We start from the raw sequence: 15,564 nt of genomic DNA, 5'->3' as shown, positions 1-15,564 counted from the left end.
TCAGATAAGACCCCCGACTTGCGTTGAGCGATGCGCCTTGTCCGCCATAAGTTCGCGATACTGCTGAACCGAATTGGTCAGCGCATCCCATTCGACTTCGGAGACATCAACGAGATGATCGTGGACAAAGTTTGCCGCTTCTTCCCGGACGCCAGCCGCGAGCAGATCGCTTCGCAACTGACCCGGCTTCACCCCGGCCAGGTATCCCTCAGCCGATGCGGCGAGAAGCGCGATCCAGTGATGATGCAAGCTCTCGCTGTCTAGGCGGAACACCTCGCCAAAGGCATCAATCCGACCGTCATCGTGGACATAGACCAACTGCCCGAGGGCGTCGTGGGTGATCTGAAAGGCCCACGTCAGGCAAGCCCGTTCCTCAGGCGTCAGCATCAGACGTGCCCTCCTGCGCCGCTTTCTCCATGAGCGCGAACTTCTGACGCGCATGGGGCGGAAGGTCTGCGGGATCGTGGAACGCGCGGACGCGGTAGCCTTCGCGCTCTGCCGCAAGACGGCGCTGAACGAAGCCGTTGCCGCCCATCATGTCCGCGCGGACGTAGCGAACCCTTTCGTGCGAGTCGTCAAAAGTGACAACTTTTGTCGGAGTAACCCCGCGTCTGCCCGTGTTGCGGATCGTCGGGTCGCGGTCGCTGTTATCGACGACGCGCAAGGTCACGCCTGCGGCTTCCGCGCGCGCTTTGGCTTCGCGATACTTCGCGGGGTCTCGCGCGGATTGCCGGTCGATCACATGACCTTGTTGCGTCCCTGCAAGGGACAGCTTGCCCTCCGCGTCCCGCGAAAAGCCTGCATCCCTATAGGCCTGTTCGCGCTGCTCCGCGTCGAGTTTCGCGAGCAGCTTGTCGATGGATGCGAGCGGGTCCGGCTTCTTCGTCTCGGCCAGCTTGTCGAGCAGTTCCGCGTTCTTCTTCTTGAGGCCGTCGATCTGGGTTTCGACCGATTGCGCGATCTTCGGAAGCAGGGCGTCGAGAAGTTTCGGCGCGAGAGCATCAATCAGCGCCTGCGCGTGGTCGTCGTTTTGGTTTGGCATGTCGTTCCTCTCTGAACAAAAACGGCAGGCCCTGATCGGACCTGCCATTCTCAACCACAGAGAGGATAGCAAGCCTAACCTGCCGATGCGGAAACGATATGCGCTTTCGAGGAAGTGCGAGACACGAGAACAAGGTGGAAGTCGGATTGAAAAAGGTGGAAGTCAGGCAGGAATCTCTATTCCGAGGTAGAGCCAATCGTCTTCGGGATCGCGCGGTGGCATCATCCAGGGTTTCGCGGGTTTCAGCCGAGGGCGGATAGGTTTAGACGGCGCAGGCGCTCTCGGGACGAGGATCGGCGTCGGTGCGGGGCATCGTCGATTCCGCGTCCGCGCCTCGTGTGCTGCTTTCTCGCGCGCGATCTGCTCCGCCCACAGGTCGCGCGCGAGACCGATGCCTTTGCCGATGCTCGCGGGCGGGAGGGTCGTTCCGTCGAGGATCGCGATGATCGACCGGCGCACCTGATCTGGATCGTAGTCGATCAAGAGGCAGAGTTCTGCGCGTCGCCGTGCCCATCCGCCTGTCGCGTCGGTCAGGAAGTAGAGGGCTTCGCGGCGAGCAAGCGAGCTTTCTTCATCGGTCGATGCGTGAGGCTTGCCGATGAAAAGGTCTGTGACCGCTTGCCCGATGATGGCTTGGAGCAGGCGCTTCTCTGGCGTCATACGAGCGGGAACAGGTTCGGATAGGGAACGAGGAACGAGCCGACGGGCGACACAACGTCGATGCCTGTGGGGCGGCGCACGAGCAGGACGTTCGAGGCGGTGTGGTTTTGCTTGGTCGGTTCGGCCAGAATCGCCCGCAGTCCGTCGCGGAGCGTGTCCGCAGGGGTCGGGAGCGGGAAGTCGGTCGTCGAAGAAATGGTGACGGCGTGGAGGGCGCACGTCGTGCCGAGGTCGGTCAGGGTGATCTGCATGAGGGAGTTTCCAAGTTAGGCGGACGGAAGGCTTGAAAGGTTCGGCGCACAACCTCCCGTCCAGTGAGCCGATGCGCGCTATGACGTGATAAGTCGGCTCACAGAAATTCTGTAAAATATCCGAGGTGGAGGACCGGGGAGAATTAGATGGAAATGGAGGGGTCAGGCGTCACGGTGTCGGGCGCGGTGTTCATCACGAGGCTTGGGTTCGAGAATTGCGTTTTGACGGTGATACTCCCGCCACCGCGCGGCTAAAGCGCGGTCAGTGAGGCTCTTGGTCGCGTTCTTGTTCGCGACGATTGCCACGTCTTCAACCGCTAGGCCTTCCTGTTCGAGCCAGCCGTCCATTAGGTCTTTGAACTCGACGCCGACGTGATCGACTTCCCATCCGTGCGGGAGGCTCGGCATAGCCGTCTGGTCATGAACCTCGTCACGCAAGCAATCGTTAAGCAGGGCGCGCGGCCCTTGCTTGCTGACGCCAAAGCACATCGGGTCTCGGCCCCAGAAATGCGCGTGCCAGTTGGGTTGATGCCTCCCGAAGCGGGTCGGGACAAGCTGCATGGAGAACAACACAGGGTCGTCAGGATGCAGCAGCTTTGCCCTGAATATGTCGAGCAGGATCAGGTGTTCGAGGGGCGTCGCGATTGCCGACCGCTTCCCCGCAGCCACCTCCTGCATGACCGCAGACGGTTTAATGAAAGCCATCTGGTCCTTGACGAGGTGCGGGACGTTAGGCGCAAGACGAGGGGTGATCGGCATGGGTCTACAAGATGATGGCAACGTGGGCGCATTATGAAAGGCCCGAACGCTTCGATACACCGTGCGACGAGGTAAGACCTTGGTTCATCAGCAGACCGCGTGGCTTGGGGCGTGAGGCGGAGAGCGTGGTTTGCCCTGTGTCGGGTCGGAAAACTTCGACACGCCCGGCGCTGACGCGCTTTGCCGGGGCGCTGACGCGCAGCAGGCGAGCTTGGGCCTGCGCCATGCAGTTGTGCGGTCATCGCAGCGTTCTGCGATAGATACGTCACCATTGGTGACATATTCTGCGGCTGCATATCGCCTTGTTGCAGAGACCGCGCGCTCTGCAACATGCGCCGCGCCATTGTGCTTGTAAAAGAATCGGTTGGCGGGCGGGAGCAATTGTATGCTTCGCAATTGCTCATTTCGGCACGGGCTAGTTGCGACCAAGTCGCAACAAAAGAAGGTAGAGAGCGCGCCACCAGCTAGGGTCAACCCGGCAGCCTCGGCATGGCAATTTAAACTACAACTCGTCTTTATAGAGAGAGTCTCCGTTAGCGCGAGTTGTAGTTTAAATCCTGCGCTCACGCTGCCCTGACACGGACCCCGATCTGCTTCCAATCGAACCAGAATCCTGCATCCGTGCGCTGCTCGCCACGCGGCACATACCCGTCCTCGTCGAACCATGCCTCCCGCTCGAACGCCTCCTTGAGCGCGCGCATCTCGGTAACATGCTCACTCTGCGACGCCATCGCCTCGAACCTCTCCGCATTGTCGTCCTTCCGAAGGACAGGTTCCCGCCATGCGACGACAGGCACACGGTCGCACAGCCAGCGCCAACCCCCATCCGCGATCCAGACGCGGGACCACTGTTTCTCTCCCTGCAACCGCACCTCAATGAACTCGGCATCCCGTACCATCGCCCAGCCGAACAGATCGCCAACGGCGTCCTTCACCCCTTGCCCCGACATGCCCGCGAACTTGCGAAACAGCTTCTGCGCGAGGCCCGCCGACGCAACCCGAACAGGCGCGGTCAGATATTCCTGTTCCTCCGGCTTCAAGTCGTTGAAACTTTCGACCTCATCGACCTCATCGACCTTCACCGGCAGCGGCATGTTCGAGAACAGGCGTATCTCGCACCCTTGCCTGACATGCCGCGCCCGTGCCGCGGCCTGCATCATCGCACCCTCGCAGATGACCCACCGAACATCTTCCACGCGCGGATCGACATGTCGCTCGGCCCATGTCATGCCCGCACCACCGAACAACGCGAACGGTCGTTTCGGATACCATTCCCCGACCTGCACGATAGGCAAGCCGTCCTGGTGGATCGCCCGCGCCATGTCCTCAACGTCACTCGGCGCAGGCAACGGACGGCCTACAATGTCAATCTTGCCACCGGCCCAATCGTTCAACCCTTCGACCGCGTTGAACCAACCCGACAACGGCACGTCCTGCTCCCGTAGCGCCTTGTATGAGAACAGATGCCGCCCTTGCGAGATTGCCGTCACGTCCTCGCGAAACTGCCGCGCCTTTTCGGCCTTCGCCTTGTCGCTCTCGGCATATTCCTCGACGCGGTCGCCTGTGCCGTAGAGCAGCGCCGTCTTCGACGCATCAACGACGATCTGCGTCACCTTCGCGTCCTTGTGCTTCTCGACTTCAATCGTCACCCACTCGTCCACCGGCAACACGGCCTCGACCATGGAACGCTTGATCGTGGCTGACAGCACGAGCACAGGCACCTTCGGTCGGTTGGTCTCGGCATCCCACGGAATGCCCGCGATGCGCTGCCGCCAATTCAGCCACACACCGTCCTTGACGCGGCGGAGCCTGTTCATCGACCCGACCGCAATCGCATCACGCAGGCGACGCCAGAAGGAGGCGTAGAGGTGCCATTGCGCGTCGTAATCGACAGCCTTCGCAAGCGCCTCGCTGGCCGACATGTCAGGCGTAATCTCGACCTGCGGTGCGAGGGCTTCTTCGGCTTTGATTAGCTCTTTGCAGACATCGACCGTGAACCCAGCAGCCGTCAGTTGTTCAAGGGTCATGCCTGCCTTGTGAACCTGCGCGAAGCGAAGCAGCCATTCGCCCATGTCGTGGCGGGTTAGGTCGCACAGGTCTTTGACCTTGACGAAGGACCGCTTGATGAGCGCGGCTAGGAAGTTCTCGTCGATCACGACGAAGTTCGGGACGCGCGATTGTTCACCCTCCTTCGCGATCTGTAGCGGCAGGTGCGCGTGGGTCCGAATCCGCAGGTCGTGGGTCAACGACTTGTCCCATTGGTCCCACCATAGACAGCCCGAACGATGCTCGCACCGCGCCTCACCGTCGTCGCAGAACGATTTCCGGGTCTCCTTGATGATGCCTTGCACCTTCGAGATGGCTTCGTGCTTGTGACAGACGGGGATGCCACGAACCTCCTGCGCGCGACCATATTCCGTGTATGCGCTCATCCCCTGCGCCCGCGCGTCGGATTCGATCTGTGCAGATAGGTTATGGTTCGGCACGTAGAGGTCGGTCAGGAACATGTCGTTGACGTGCGCGGCATAGCGCGTCTCGACGCCGAGCCAGTAAAGCGCCCAATAGGTCTTTCCGAGTCCCGCGTCGGCTTCGATCACTTTCACGCCGGGGGTGCGAGATTCGACGAACGTCTTGATCTCGTCACTTAGCCTCCGCGTCGCCTCGTCGAATGGCACTTCCTGCCGCGTCACCGGGAACACTTTCCGCTTCCGTCGAGCGCCGCGCACCTTCGGGAACCGGGCCTGAATGTAGGACAGCCCGAACGCACGCTGGTTCGCCGCTGACACACCGAGCCTCGCATACTCGTCCTTTAACGCGCCCCAGCACTCCGTATAGACCGACGACGGGAACGCCGTGCGATAGGCGCGCATGAAGTCGAAGACGCTGTTGTGCCGCTGACCGTCATCCCAGCGCAGCGTCGGCATCTGCCCGAGTGTGACCGCAGGCGCGATCTCAACCTCGATCATGTCAGGCAGGCGCGGGATCGGCGCGGGGCCGGTCTTGCCATCGACGAGGAAGGCGCGCACGGGGTGCGGATCGTCGAGTCCTTTCAGCGTCGGACGCGCTGTGAAGATGAACCCTGACGGCTTGTAGATGCCATAGTCGATGAACTTCCGCTCCGCGCCGATGCGCATGGCAAGTTCCGTGTTCCAGTGTTCCGCATGAATCTGCATCGCGGTCAGGTCCATCGGCTCGACCTCGAACGCAACGCGCAGGCGATGCCCTGGCTTGAAGCCAGCGGAGGGCGAGAAGGCATAGACGAAGCGTCGGCCATGCAGGAACGGGAAGGCGAAAACGACGGCCTCCTCAGGCGTCCCCTCGAAGTCGAGCGAGTCGAGGTCGGCTAGGAAAAGGTTCGTCGGTTCGTCCTCGAAGTCGAGGCCCGTGCGCCCGCCACGGTCGATCAGCGGACGGCCAAGCACGATGGCCGCTGTAGGCACGTCCGCAAGCCGGTTCAGCAGGTCGCAGACGCCTTGCAGGTCGTGAACCTCATGGTCCTCGTAGATGAACTTGTTCGCGTATCGGAAGCCCTCGGACGCCTCGTCCTGTTCTGGGCCGTTATCGCCCGCGCGCCACACCTTGCGCAGTTCGTGAGTCGTGCTTGTCGCCGTGTAAATCTGCATCGTCCATATGGACGACCACCTGCAACTCCGGTCGATTGCTGCCCCGCGTCATGCTATAAGCGAGTTGTTCCGAAACGCTCTGCGCAGGGCGTATGCAATCGACGGGGTGGCGAGTGATCGCCGCCCCTTTCCCTTAGTGTTCGATCTTGTGGGACTGTGCCCACGCGATAACGGCTTCCCGTTCATACAGGATCGACCGCGCGGAGAGGTGCATATAGGGCGGGCCGATCCGCTCCTTGCGCCACTCATACAAGCGGTCGGGCGACATTCCGAGGAACGCCGCGCACTGCGCCGTGTTCATCATCGCGGGCGCGAGCGCACCGTCGAGGCGCGCCGTCAGCGCCCTCACGTCTTCGCGCAGTGCGCGCACTTCATCAGCGAGATCCATTCAACAGGCTCCGGTCTCTCTGCGTTCGAGACGGTGCGCTCTGTTGATCTGCATCGGTTCGCGCCCTTGGCCGAGACCGCATCCGATGCAGCGCGTCTCGGGGATCACTCACGACGGGGGTTGATGGCGACAGCCTGCCTCTACCGACAGATTGCCGCCCCGTCGCGTCAGTGAACATAGTCAGGGAGTTTGATGCGCTCAATCAGGGAATCAGGTGTTGAACCACATTCCATGATAATGCGCTCGGCAATGCGGTTCGCGTCGTCGTGGTTGGCCGACCCCTGATCGTAGATGTCTTGCACCTTCTTCGGTGTGTCCCCGCGCAACTCGTCGATGATGTATTCGGGGAGTCGCGCGCGGCGCGCGGCCGTCGTGAACAGGCGGCGACAATCGTGCTGACGGAGGACTTTGACTTTCGTGGCATCGTCGCCTTCGCCTATCGTGATCGTGCGGGCCATGAGCTGATCCATGTGACCCGTCTTCGAGTCAGCCGGGAACACATATCCCTCGCGATGCGGAAGCACGGTCAACGCCTCGATCAGCACGTCCGCGATAGGGAACGTCCGCGACAGGCCGTTCTTCATCTCGTCGAGGGTGATAGTCTTTCGGGTCAGGTTCACCTGCTCCCATGTCAGGGTGCGGACGTTGAGGGAACGGAAGCCTGTGAACAGCATGGTCAGCCATGCCGTCCGCGTGATGAGGCTCCGCGTGTCCATGATGAGGTCGAGGGCGGGCCATTTGTCCTTCGGGTCGAACAGGACAGCGGACGATGTCTTGTGCTTCTGCGACACCTTCAAGTCAGCCGACACGTCGAAGCAGCGCCGCACGATAGCCGCACGACGGAACGCCATCTTGATGATCTGCACGAGGTGCTTCGCCGTCGAGGGCGTCTTGCCACGTATCGCGCTCTCGAGCATCGGCAGCGTGATCTGTTCGATGGGTTTCGTGAACAGGTCGGCAAGGTGGTTCTTGATCTGCAATCGGTAGGTCGCGATTGTCGCCTCCTTCGCGTGGGAGCGGGCAACGTGCGACTCGAAGGCGTCCATGAGGGTCGCGACCTTCGTTGACGCGGCATCCGTGCCCGTCATGAGTTCCGCGATACGCTGCTTCGCGACTTCCTCGGCTTGATGCCCGGTCGGGATCGCGGGCCAATCTCCGAGCTTGATCGAGCGCACCTTGCCGTCGATCCGCTTCGACAGAATCCACAGCTTCGTGCGGGCACCGACAGCCAAGCGGATGCCCTTCAAGGCATCGCCGTCGTGGGAGTAGAACACTGTCCCCGTATCCGGGTGTTTGACCTTCGCGATCTCGGGGCGGGAGGTTAGCTTGATCGTGGGCATGTCATCCTCTGCAACATTCTCTGCAACATTCAGTCCCGACACAGTACGATCCAAACCGAAAGTGACCAACTTGTTTTTTGTTGCAGAGGCGTTAATGCCCCTGTTTTGTTGCGTTTCCCCCGATCAATCCCGACGACGACGGACCGACACCATGCCTCTGTTAATCAATTGGTCGTAGGTTCGATCCCTACCGCCGGAGCCATCTTCTTCACCCTCCCCGCGAACCCGCGCCGTGCGCGGCGTCACTGGCAGATCCTGTAGCCTCCGTTCCGGGCCTTCACGTCGAGGTGGAGGTGGTCGGCATGGGCGGCGTTGGTGCCGGGGCCGAGGACGGTGGTGAAGGACAGGCAGGCGCCTCCGCGGGCCGCGCGTTGGAAGGCTTCCTCGATGGTGGCGGTGTCGGCGCGGGGCTCGACGGCGAGTGCGCCGCCCCCTTCGAAGCGAAAGCCCATCACGTCGATGGCGTTGCCGAACGCGTGTTCCGACAGCTTGCCGCTGGCCACACCGCCGCGGGCGCGGCAGACATAGGTCGAGCCGTGATCGATCGCCGAGAGATCGCCGTAATCGCCGGCGAGCCGGGCGGCGGGCGCGACCGTCACCGACACCCATTCGGCCAGAGCGCGCGCCGTTTCGCAGCGCATCACCGCATCGGGGCGCAGGGCGACGCCGGGCAGGATCTCAGCCACCTCGACGGGGTTCGCGATGCCGCAATCGCGCAGCTCTCCGCCCAAGGGGTCGAGGGTCTCGTAGACGGTGCCCAGACTGTCGAGATCGGCGAGGCAGGCCGCGAGATCCTCGGGATCTTCGCGCAGCACCTCCCATTGGGGGGCGGTCTCGGCCGGGTCGGCATCCGCATCGGCTGCGGTCTCGGCATCGGGGGCGGGGCCGGCATCGGGGGCGTCGGGGGCCACCTCGTCGGCGCGGTCCTCGGGGTCGGGACGCGGCGCGGGGGCGGGCGAGGTTTCGGGCGGCGGTGCCGCCTCGGGCGTGGCGCTATCGCCCTCCTGCTGCGCGATTGCGGCAAGGGGCAGGGCGGTGGCCAGCGTGGCGATCAGCAGCCCTCTCATTCGCGGAACTCCACCGTCACGCCGGGCGACACGATATGCGCAAGCTCGGTCGCGTCCCAGTTGGTCATCCGCACGCAGCCATGGCTTGCCGCGGTGAACAGCTCGGACGGGTGCGCCCAGCCGTGGATGCCGTAGGTCGGTTTCGACAGGTCGATCCAGATGCGGCCCACGGGGTTGTTCGGGCCGGGCGGGATCTGCAATACCTCGTCATTGTCGCCCTGCTGGAAATTCTCGTCGGGGCGGTAGGTATAGACCGGCTCGACCGCGACCGCCTTGACCTCGTGCGTGCCGCTGGGCGACGGCAACTGGTCGGAACCGACCGTGACGGGATAATCCGAAACGATCTCGCCGTTCTCGCCGAAGGCCGTCAGGCGCTGGTCGGATTTGTCGATGACGATGCGCGCGATGGGTTCGCTCACGTCCTCGCCGGGGTCCATCACCGCGATGGTGCGGCCGGGGTCGAAGGTTCCGCCGCCATTCAGCGCGATCAGGAAATCCTCGTCCATGTGGAACCGCTCGGCCAGTTTCTCGGTCACGCGCAGATAGGCCAGCCGGTCCATCTCGGCGCGCTCGGCATAGTCGTCGGGAATGGCATCGACGAGCCCCGAGGCATCCTCGGCCGTGATCGTGTAGGATTGCGTCAGCCCCGTGGCGTCGGGGCCGCCCAGTGCGCGCCAGAGGTCGGGGTCCATCGCGCCGTCGGGCTCGAGCCCCGCGCGCCGCTCGAAGGCGAGGATGGCGGTGCGCGACATGCCGCCCTTCCAGCCGTCGATGACGCCGGGCGAGGTGCCCGCGCGGTCGAGCAGGGTCTGCACCTTGGCCGTCAGCGCGCTCTGGCCCTCGGGGAGGGCCCCGCCGTCATAGGTGGCCGCGTCGATGGCCGTGGCGTCGAAGGGCAGCGATTGCGCAGCGACAGGTGTGGCCGCCAATCCAAGGGCGGGGGCGAGGGCGGCGGCGAGCACGGGGGCAAGGCGCATGGGCTGGTCTCCTGCGATAAGGGTCGGGGGGCCAACGCGACCGGGCGCCGCGGGGTCCGTCATCGCCCGTGGCACAGGGCGGGCGTGGGGCCGGTCCGGGCGCAAGGGATAGGCGCCGCCCCATGTTTTCTGCCGCCATGCGCCCCGCCCGCGCAATTTTGCGACGGCTGCCACGAAGCTCTGGACTTTTCGTTCCGTTTGGTGGAATTTGATCCAGCAAAGGGCCGAGCGCGGTCCAGGGCAATAGCGCCCCGCAGTTCTTCGGCTCGTCCGAAGGTGCGGGGCTTTTTTCGTTTCGGGGGGGACGATGCGTCTGAGGCTTGGCCTGATCTTTTCCACCAGCGGCAGCTATGCCGCGCTCGGGCAAAGCGCGCTGGCCGGCGCGCTCGGCGCGATCGAGGCGCTGGCCGAGGCGGGACAGGTCGAGATCGAGCCGGTGATCCGCGATCCGGGCGGCGATGTCGCCCGCTACGAGGCGCAGGCGGCCGAGCTGTTGCAGGACGGGGTGCGTCATATCCTCGGGGCGATCACGTCATGGAGCCGCAAGGACATGATCCCGGTGCTCGAGCGGGGCGGCGGGCTGCTGTGGTATCCGTGCCCCTACGAAGGGTTCGAGTGCAGCGATCATGTCGTCTATCTCGGCGCCGCGCCGAACCATCATGTCGTGCCCGCGACCGACTGGATCGTGTCGCAGGATCTCGGGCGGGTCTATCTCGTGGGGTCGAACTATGTCTGGGGGTGGGAGACGTTGCGCCTGGCGCGCGAGCGGCTTCAGGCGCGTGGCGTCGAGGTGGTGGGCGAGCGTTTCGTGCCGCTCGGCTCGGTCGCGCATGCCCATGTCGTCGACGAGATCCGCGCCCTGCGCCCCGATTGCGTGATCGACAGCCTCATCGGCCCGTCCAACGCCAGCTTTCTGAACGATCTGGCCGCCGCGATCGACGCCGGTGCGCGGCCCCGGCTCGTGAGTTTCAACCAGACCGAGGCCGATCTCGACGCGCTGGGCCCGGCCGCCGACGGGCTCGTGTCGGCGGGCAGCTTCTTCGAGGAGGAGGCCGACCCGCGCCTGCTGCGCGCCGCGCGCGACCGTGCGCCCAACGGGCGGGTCTCGGCCTTTCTGGCCAGCGCCTATGCGGCGGTCGAGCTTTTCGCCGCCGCCTCGACAAAGGCGGGCGGCGACGATCCGCGGGCGGTGTTCGCGGCGCTTTCTGCCGGGCCTCTGCCCACCGCGATGGGTCCGATCCACGTCGATCCGGTGATGCGCCATGCGGGGCTCGCGCCGCGGCTGGCGCAGGCGGGGCAGGGGCAATTCCGCATCATAAACCGCGCGGCGTCGCCGGTCGCGGCCGATCCCTATCTCACGGGCGACGCCGTGCCGCCGCCACCCGCACGCGCCGAGCTGAGGGTGGTGCGATGAGCCAGGCGGTCATGCACAATTTCACCGGCCGCCGCGCCATCGTGCTGCACCATGCCGACGAGCCGCTGCGCCGCATCTCCGAGCGCTGCGCGCGGCTGGGTGTCGCCGCCGTGCCGCGGCGCGATACGGTCGGTCCTGCCTGCATGGAGGGGATCGACATGGTGATCCTCGACATCGACACCGGCCATGACGCGCAGCTTCCCTGGGCCGCGGGGCAGGCACCGGTGCCCGTGGTCGGGCTGATCGGGTCGGAAAGCCCCGGCCGCCTCGCCTGGGCTCTGGGCCAGCAGGTCGACGCCTTTCTGCCGCTCTCGGCCATCGGCACGCTGTTCTCGGCGCTGGTCATCGCGCATGACCGTTTCGCCGCGCGCGAGGCGCAGCGCGCCCGCGAGGCCGAGCTTGCCGCGCAGCGCAGCGGCCGGCTCGACGTGATCCGGGCCGTGCTGGCGCTGATGGAGGGGGGCCGCGACGAGGCGCTCGCGCTCAAGCAGTTGCGCGCGTTCGCCATGGTGGAGCGTATCCCGATCGAGGACGCCGCCCGCAGGGTTCTGGCGCAGCACCCCGCCACGCGGGCGGGCAAGCGATGAGCGCGGCGGTCGATCCCGCGCGGCCGCCCCGCCGCGGCCGCGCGCGCGAGGTCTGGTCACAGCTTTTGCGCCGGCCCCGTGCGGTGTTCGGGCTGACGATCATCGCGATCATGGTCTTCGCGGCCGTTTTCGCGCCGCTCATCATGCCGCAGGACCCGTTCGCGCAGAATTTCGACGGGCTCGACCTGATGGGCGCGCCGCTGCCGCCGGGGGGCGATTACCTGCTCGGCAGCGACCTTCTGGGGCGCGACCTGTTCTCGCGTCTGATCCTCGGGACGCGCACATCGCTCATCATCGGGGTGCTGGCCAATGGCATCGCGGTGCTGCTGGGTGCGGGCGTCGGCATCACCGCGGGCTATTTCGGCGGCTGGACGGCGGCGATCCTGATGCGGTTCACCGACCTCATGATGGCCTTTCCGGCGCTGCTGCTGGCCATCGTGCTGGCGGCGATCTTTCAACCCTCGCTGTTGATCGTGGCGCTGGTGATCGCGATGGTGAACTGGGTCCAGATGAGCCGCGTCATCTATACCGAAACCCGCAGCCTGGCCGAGCGCGAGTTCATCCAGGTGCAGCGCGCCATCGGCTCGGGCACCTTCCGCATCCTGCTGCGCCACCTGCTGCCGCATCTTCTGTCGTCGATCATCGTCTTCGGCACGCTTGGCATCTCGACCACGGTGCTGCTCGAGGCGACGCTGAGCTATCTCGGCGTCGGGGTGCAGCCGCCGATCCCGTCCTGGGGCAACATCATCTACGAGAACCAGACCTATTTCTCGACCGCACCCTGGCTCGTGTTCTTTCCTGGCCTGCTGATCGTGCTGCTGGCACTGGCCTTCAACCTCGTGGGCGACGCGTTGCGCGACATCCTCGACCCGACGCTCAAGGGGCGGCACTGATGGGCGGCTACCTGGTCCGGCGCTTGTTCGAAAGCGTGCTGATCCTGCTGGGGATCACCTTCGTCACCTTCATCCTGCTCTATCTCGTGCCCGCCGATCCCGCGCGCCAGATCGCCGGGCGCGCGGCCACGGCCGAGACGGTGGCCAATATCCGCGACCAACTCGGGCTGAACGACCCGCTTTTCGTGCAGTACTGGCGCTATCTGTCGGGGCTGGCGCAGGGCGACATGGGGCGCTCATATCTCCAGCGTGCCGAGGTCTCGTCGCTGATCGCCGCGCGCCTGCCCGCCAGCCTGATGCTGATGGTCTCGGCCATCCTTACCGAGCTCGCGATCGGACTGACCATCGGTGTCGTGGCCGCGCTCAGGCGCAACCGGCCCGCCGATCACGGGCTGATGATCTTTTCCTTCGTCGCGATCTCGGCGCCGCAATTCGTGCTGGGCATCCTGCTGCTCTACGTCTTCGCGGTGCAGCTCGGCTGGTTTCCCATCGGCGGCTACGGCACCTGGGCGCATTTCGTGCTGCCCTCGCTGACGCTGGGGCTGCTGGGGGCGGGGTGGTATTCGCGGATGATGCGCTCGTCGATGATCGAGGTGCTGAACCAGGATCTCGTGCGCACCGCCCGCGCCAAGGGGCTGTCCAAGCTCAGGATCGTGACCCGCCACGTCATGCCCAACGCCATCCTGCCGATCATCGCCATGATCGGGATCGACATCGGCCTGTTCATGTCGGGCATCGTCGTCGTCGAAAGCGTGTTCGGATGGCCTGGCATCGGCCAGCTTGCCTGGCAGGCCATCCAGCGCGTCGACATCCCCGTGATCATGGGTGTGACCATGGTTTCGGCCACGGCCATCGTGCTGGGCAACCTGCTGGCCGATCTCGTGGCCCCGCTCATCGACCCCCGCATCAAGACAAAATAACCCCAACAGGAGACCAGACCATGAAGACCATGCTTCTTTCCGGTATCGCCGCGCTGGCGCTCGGCGCCTCGGGCGCGCTGGCCCAGGTCGATCAGGACGCCCCGCAGGGCGGCGAGATGACCGTCACCTACCAAGACGACGTGGCGACGCTCGACCCCGCCATCGGCTATGACTGGCAGAACTGGTCGATGATCAAGTCGCTCTTCGACGGGCTGACGGGCTACGAGCCGGGCACGACCAAACTGCGCAACGAACTCGCCGAAAGCCACGAGATCAGCGAGGACGGGCTGACCCATACCTTCAAGCTCAAGGACGGGATCACCTTTCACAACGGTCGCGAGATCACGGCTCAGGACGTGAAATATTCGCTCGACCGCGTGACCAACCCCGAGACCCGCAGCCCCGGCGCCGGGTTCTTCGGCATGATCGAGGGCTTCGACAGCTGGAACGCGGGCGAAGGCGACGGGCTTTCGGGCGTCAAGGTCGTCGACGACAAGACCGTCGAGATCACCCTGTCGCGCCCCGATGCGACCTTCGGCCATGTCATGGCGCTGAACTTCGCCTCGGTCGTCCCGCAGGAGGCCGTAGAGGAACTCGGCGAGGATTTCGGCCGCAACCCCGTGGGATCGGGCGCGTTCGAGCTGGCCGAATGGCTGCCCGGCCAGCGCGTCGTCTTCGAGGCCTACGAGGATTACCACCGCGCGGGCGTGCCCAAGCTCGACCGCGTGACCTTCGAGATCGGGCTCGAGCCGACGGTGGCGCTCCTGCGGATCCAGAACGGTGATGCCGACATTCCGGGCGACGGCATCCCGCCCGCGCAGTTCCTCCAGACGATGAACGACCCGGCCATGGCCGAGCGCATCGTCGAGGGCGGCCAGCTTCATACCGGCTACATCACGCTCAACATGCAGATGGCGCCCTTCGATCAGCCCGAGGTCCGCAAGGCGGTCAACATGGCGATCGACAAGGACCGGATCGTGCAGATGATCAACGGCCGCGCGGTGCCCGCCAACCAGCCGCTGCCGCCCACCATGCCGGGCTATGACGAGGAATACGAGGGCTACGCCTATGACCCCGAGGCCGCGCGCCAGATGCTGGCCGATGCGGGCTTTCCCGACGGGTTCGAGACCGAGCTCTACGTGATGAACGTCGACCCGAACCCGCGCATCGCCCAGGCGATCCAGCAGGATCTGTCGCAGATCGGCATCACCGCCGAGATCCGCAGCCTCGCGCAGGCCAACGTCATCGCCGCGGGCGGCGAGGCCGACCAGGCCCCGATGATCTGGTCGGGCGGCATGGCATGGATCGCGGATTTCCCCGATCCGTCGAACTTCTACGGGCCGATCCTGGGATGCGCGGGCGCGGTGCCGGGCGGTTGGAACTGGTCGTGGTACTGCAACGAGGAAATCGACGCCCGCGCCGCCGAGGCCGACGCGATGGTGGGCGACGAGGCCGCGCGCGAGGATGCGTGGCGGCAGATCTATGTCGACATCATGGAAGACGCGCCCTGGGTGCCCGTCTTCAACGAGCAGCGGTTCACCCTGCGCTCGGACAGCGTGGCGGGCGATGACAGCCTGTTCGTCGACCCGGTGCATATCCCGGTGAACTACGACTACGTCCATTCCTCGAACGCCGAGTGATTG

Annotated in this window: 15 protein-coding genes; 5 read left to right on the top strand and 10 right to left on the bottom strand. The window is 64.8% G+C overall.

The features are described from left to right. From E2L08_RS12520 to E2L08_RS12475, 10 genes are all read right to left on the bottom strand, one after another. A complete protein-coding gene (locus E2L08_RS12520) occupies positions 1-387 on the bottom strand; it encodes a hypothetical protein (protein WP_133397435.1) in 387 nt (128 codons plus the stop codon). Continuing rightward, positions 374-1,042 carry a hypothetical protein gene (locus E2L08_RS12515; protein ID WP_133397434.1) on the bottom strand — a complete coding sequence of 223 codons (669 nt, stop codon included), beginning with the start codon at positions 1,040-1,042 and terminating at the stop codon, positions 374-376. Before E2L08_RS12515 ends, E2L08_RS12520 begins: the two co-directional genes overlap by 14 nt. Before the next feature lie 162 nt (positions 1,043-1,204). Beyond that, on the bottom strand, positions 1,205-1,702 hold the full coding sequence (locus E2L08_RS12510) for a hypothetical protein (protein WP_133397433.1): 498 nt from the start codon (positions 1,700-1,702) through the stop codon (positions 1,205-1,207). Beyond that, positions 1,699-1,953, bottom strand: coding sequence for a hypothetical protein (locus E2L08_RS12505; RefSeq protein ID WP_133397432.1), 255 nt, complete (start codon positions 1,951-1,953; stop codon positions 1,699-1,701). The genes E2L08_RS12510 and E2L08_RS12505 overlap by 4 nt, the downstream gene beginning before the upstream one ends. 162 nt (positions 1,954-2,115) lie before the next feature. Beyond that, a complete protein-coding gene (locus E2L08_RS12500) occupies positions 2,116-2,658 on the bottom strand; it encodes a hypothetical protein (RefSeq protein WP_168771142.1) in 543 nt (180 codons plus the stop codon). 617 nt (positions 2,659-3,275) lie between these two features. Then, positions 3,276-6,335 (bottom strand): hypothetical protein, encoded by a 3,060-nt coding sequence (locus E2L08_RS12495; RefSeq protein ID WP_133397430.1) that lies wholly within the window; start codon positions 6,333-6,335, stop codon positions 3,276-3,278. A 133-nt stretch (positions 6,336-6,468) separates the two neighbouring features. Then, entirely contained in the window at positions 6,469-6,723 is a 255-nt protein-coding gene (locus tag E2L08_RS12490) for a helix-turn-helix transcriptional regulator (RefSeq protein WP_133397429.1), read from the bottom strand. A gap of 167 nt (positions 6,724-6,890) precedes the next feature. Then, positions 6,891-8,063, bottom strand: a complete 1,173-nt coding sequence (locus E2L08_RS12485) for a tyrosine-type recombinase/integrase (protein WP_133397428.1) — start codon at positions 8,061-8,063, stop codon at positions 6,891-6,893. Positions 8,064-8,305: 242 nt separating this feature from the next. Next, positions 8,306-9,130 carry an extensin-like domain-containing protein gene (locus tag E2L08_RS12480; protein WP_133397427.1) on the bottom strand — a complete coding sequence of 275 codons (825 nt, stop codon included), beginning with the start codon at positions 9,128-9,130 and terminating at the stop codon, positions 8,306-8,308. Beyond that, positions 9,127-10,107, bottom strand: coding sequence for a L,D-transpeptidase family protein (locus E2L08_RS12475; RefSeq protein WP_133397426.1), 981 nt, complete (start codon positions 10,105-10,107; stop codon positions 9,127-9,129). Before E2L08_RS12475 ends, E2L08_RS12480 begins: the two co-directional genes overlap by 4 nt. A gap of 307 nt (positions 10,108-10,414) precedes the next feature. Between E2L08_RS12475 and E2L08_RS12470 the strand changes: the two genes are divergently transcribed. Genes E2L08_RS12470 through E2L08_RS12450 form a run of 5 tightly spaced genes read left to right on the top strand, consistent with a single transcriptional unit; the run spans position 10,415 to position 15,561 of the window. Continuing rightward, complete coding sequence (locus tag E2L08_RS12470) at positions 10,415-11,521, top strand: transporter substrate-binding protein (RefSeq protein WP_133397425.1); 1,107 nt, start codon at positions 10,415-10,417, stop codon at positions 11,519-11,521. Further along, positions 11,518-12,108, top strand: coding sequence for an ANTAR domain-containing response regulator (locus E2L08_RS12465; protein ID WP_133397424.1), 591 nt, complete (start codon positions 11,518-11,520; stop codon positions 12,106-12,108). The genes E2L08_RS12470 and E2L08_RS12465 overlap by 4 nt, the downstream gene beginning before the upstream one ends. Next, on the top strand, positions 12,105-13,001 hold the full coding sequence (locus tag E2L08_RS12460; RefSeq protein WP_133397423.1) for an ABC transporter permease: 897 nt from the start codon (positions 12,105-12,107) through the stop codon (positions 12,999-13,001). The genes E2L08_RS12465 and E2L08_RS12460 overlap by 4 nt, the downstream gene beginning before the upstream one ends. Next, on the top strand, positions 13,001-13,921 hold the full coding sequence (locus E2L08_RS12455) for an ABC transporter permease (RefSeq protein ID WP_133397422.1): 921 nt from the start codon (positions 13,001-13,003) through the stop codon (positions 13,919-13,921). The genes E2L08_RS12460 and E2L08_RS12455 overlap by 1 nt, the downstream gene beginning before the upstream one ends. Positions 13,922-13,941: 20 nt before the next feature. Continuing rightward, complete coding sequence (locus E2L08_RS12450; protein WP_133397421.1) at positions 13,942-15,561, top strand: ABC transporter substrate-binding protein; 1,620 nt, start codon at positions 13,942-13,944, stop codon at positions 15,559-15,561. The last annotated feature ends 3 nt before the right edge of the window (positions 15,562-15,564 follow it).

Source organism: Palleronia sediminis (assembly GCF_004358695.1).
GTDB lineage: Bacteria > Pseudomonadota > Alphaproteobacteria > Rhodobacterales > Rhodobacteraceae > Palleronia > Palleronia sediminis.
The sequence above is the reverse complement of the archived record's forward strand: the minus strand, read 5'-3'. Positions and strand labels throughout refer to the sequence as shown.

What these genes read in the sequence shown, in the direction of transcription:
- E2L08_RS12465 (WP_133397424.1), top strand. Translation starts at nt 11,518, where the DNA reads ATGAGCCAGGCGGTCATGCACAATTTCACCGGCCGCCGCGCCATCGTG.
- E2L08_RS12515 (WP_133397434.1), bottom strand. Translation starts at nt 1,042, where the DNA reads ATGCCAAACCAAAACGACGACCACGCGCAGGCGCTGATTGATGCTCTC.
- E2L08_RS12490 (WP_133397429.1), bottom strand. Translation starts at nt 6,723, where the DNA reads ATGGATCTCGCTGATGAAGTGCGCGCACTGCGCGAAGACGTGAGGGCG.
- E2L08_RS12505 (WP_133397432.1), bottom strand. Translation starts at nt 1,953, where the DNA reads ATGCAGATCACCCTGACCGACCTCGGCACGACGTGCGCCCTCCACGCC.
- E2L08_RS12520 (WP_133397435.1), bottom strand. Translation starts at nt 387, where the DNA reads ATGCTGACGCCTGAGGAACGGGCTTGCCTGACGTGGGCCTTTCAGATC.
- E2L08_RS12460 (WP_133397423.1), top strand. Translation starts at nt 12,105, where the DNA reads ATGAGCGCGGCGGTCGATCCCGCGCGGCCGCCCCGCCGCGGCCGCGCG.
- E2L08_RS12480 (WP_133397427.1), bottom strand. Translation starts at nt 9,130, where the DNA reads ATGAGAGGGCTGCTGATCGCCACGCTGGCCACCGCCCTGCCCCTTGCC.
- E2L08_RS12470 (WP_133397425.1), top strand. Translation starts at nt 10,415, where the DNA reads ATGCGTCTGAGGCTTGGCCTGATCTTTTCCACCAGCGGCAGCTATGCC.
- E2L08_RS12500 (WP_168771142.1), bottom strand. Translation starts at nt 2,658, where the DNA reads ATGGCTTTCATTAAACCGTCTGCGGTCATGCAGGAGGTGGCTGCGGGG.
- E2L08_RS12485 (WP_133397428.1), bottom strand. Translation starts at nt 8,063, where the DNA reads ATGCCCACGATCAAGCTAACCTCCCGCCCCGAGATCGCGAAGGTCAAA.
- E2L08_RS12475 (WP_133397426.1), bottom strand. Translation starts at nt 10,107, where the DNA reads ATGCGCCTTGCCCCCGTGCTCGCCGCCGCCCTCGCCCCCGCCCTTGGA.
- E2L08_RS12495 (WP_133397430.1), bottom strand. Translation starts at nt 6,335, where the DNA reads ATGCAGATTTACACGGCGACAAGCACGACTCACGAACTGCGCAAGGTG.
- E2L08_RS12510 (WP_133397433.1), bottom strand. Translation starts at nt 1,702, where the DNA reads ATGACGCCAGAGAAGCGCCTGCTCCAAGCCATCATCGGGCAAGCGGTC.
- E2L08_RS12450 (WP_133397421.1), top strand. Translation starts at nt 13,942, where the DNA reads ATGAAGACCATGCTTCTTTCCGGTATCGCCGCGCTGGCGCTCGGCGCC.
- E2L08_RS12455 (WP_133397422.1), top strand. Translation starts at nt 13,001, where the DNA reads ATGGGCGGCTACCTGGTCCGGCGCTTGTTCGAAAGCGTGCTGATCCTG.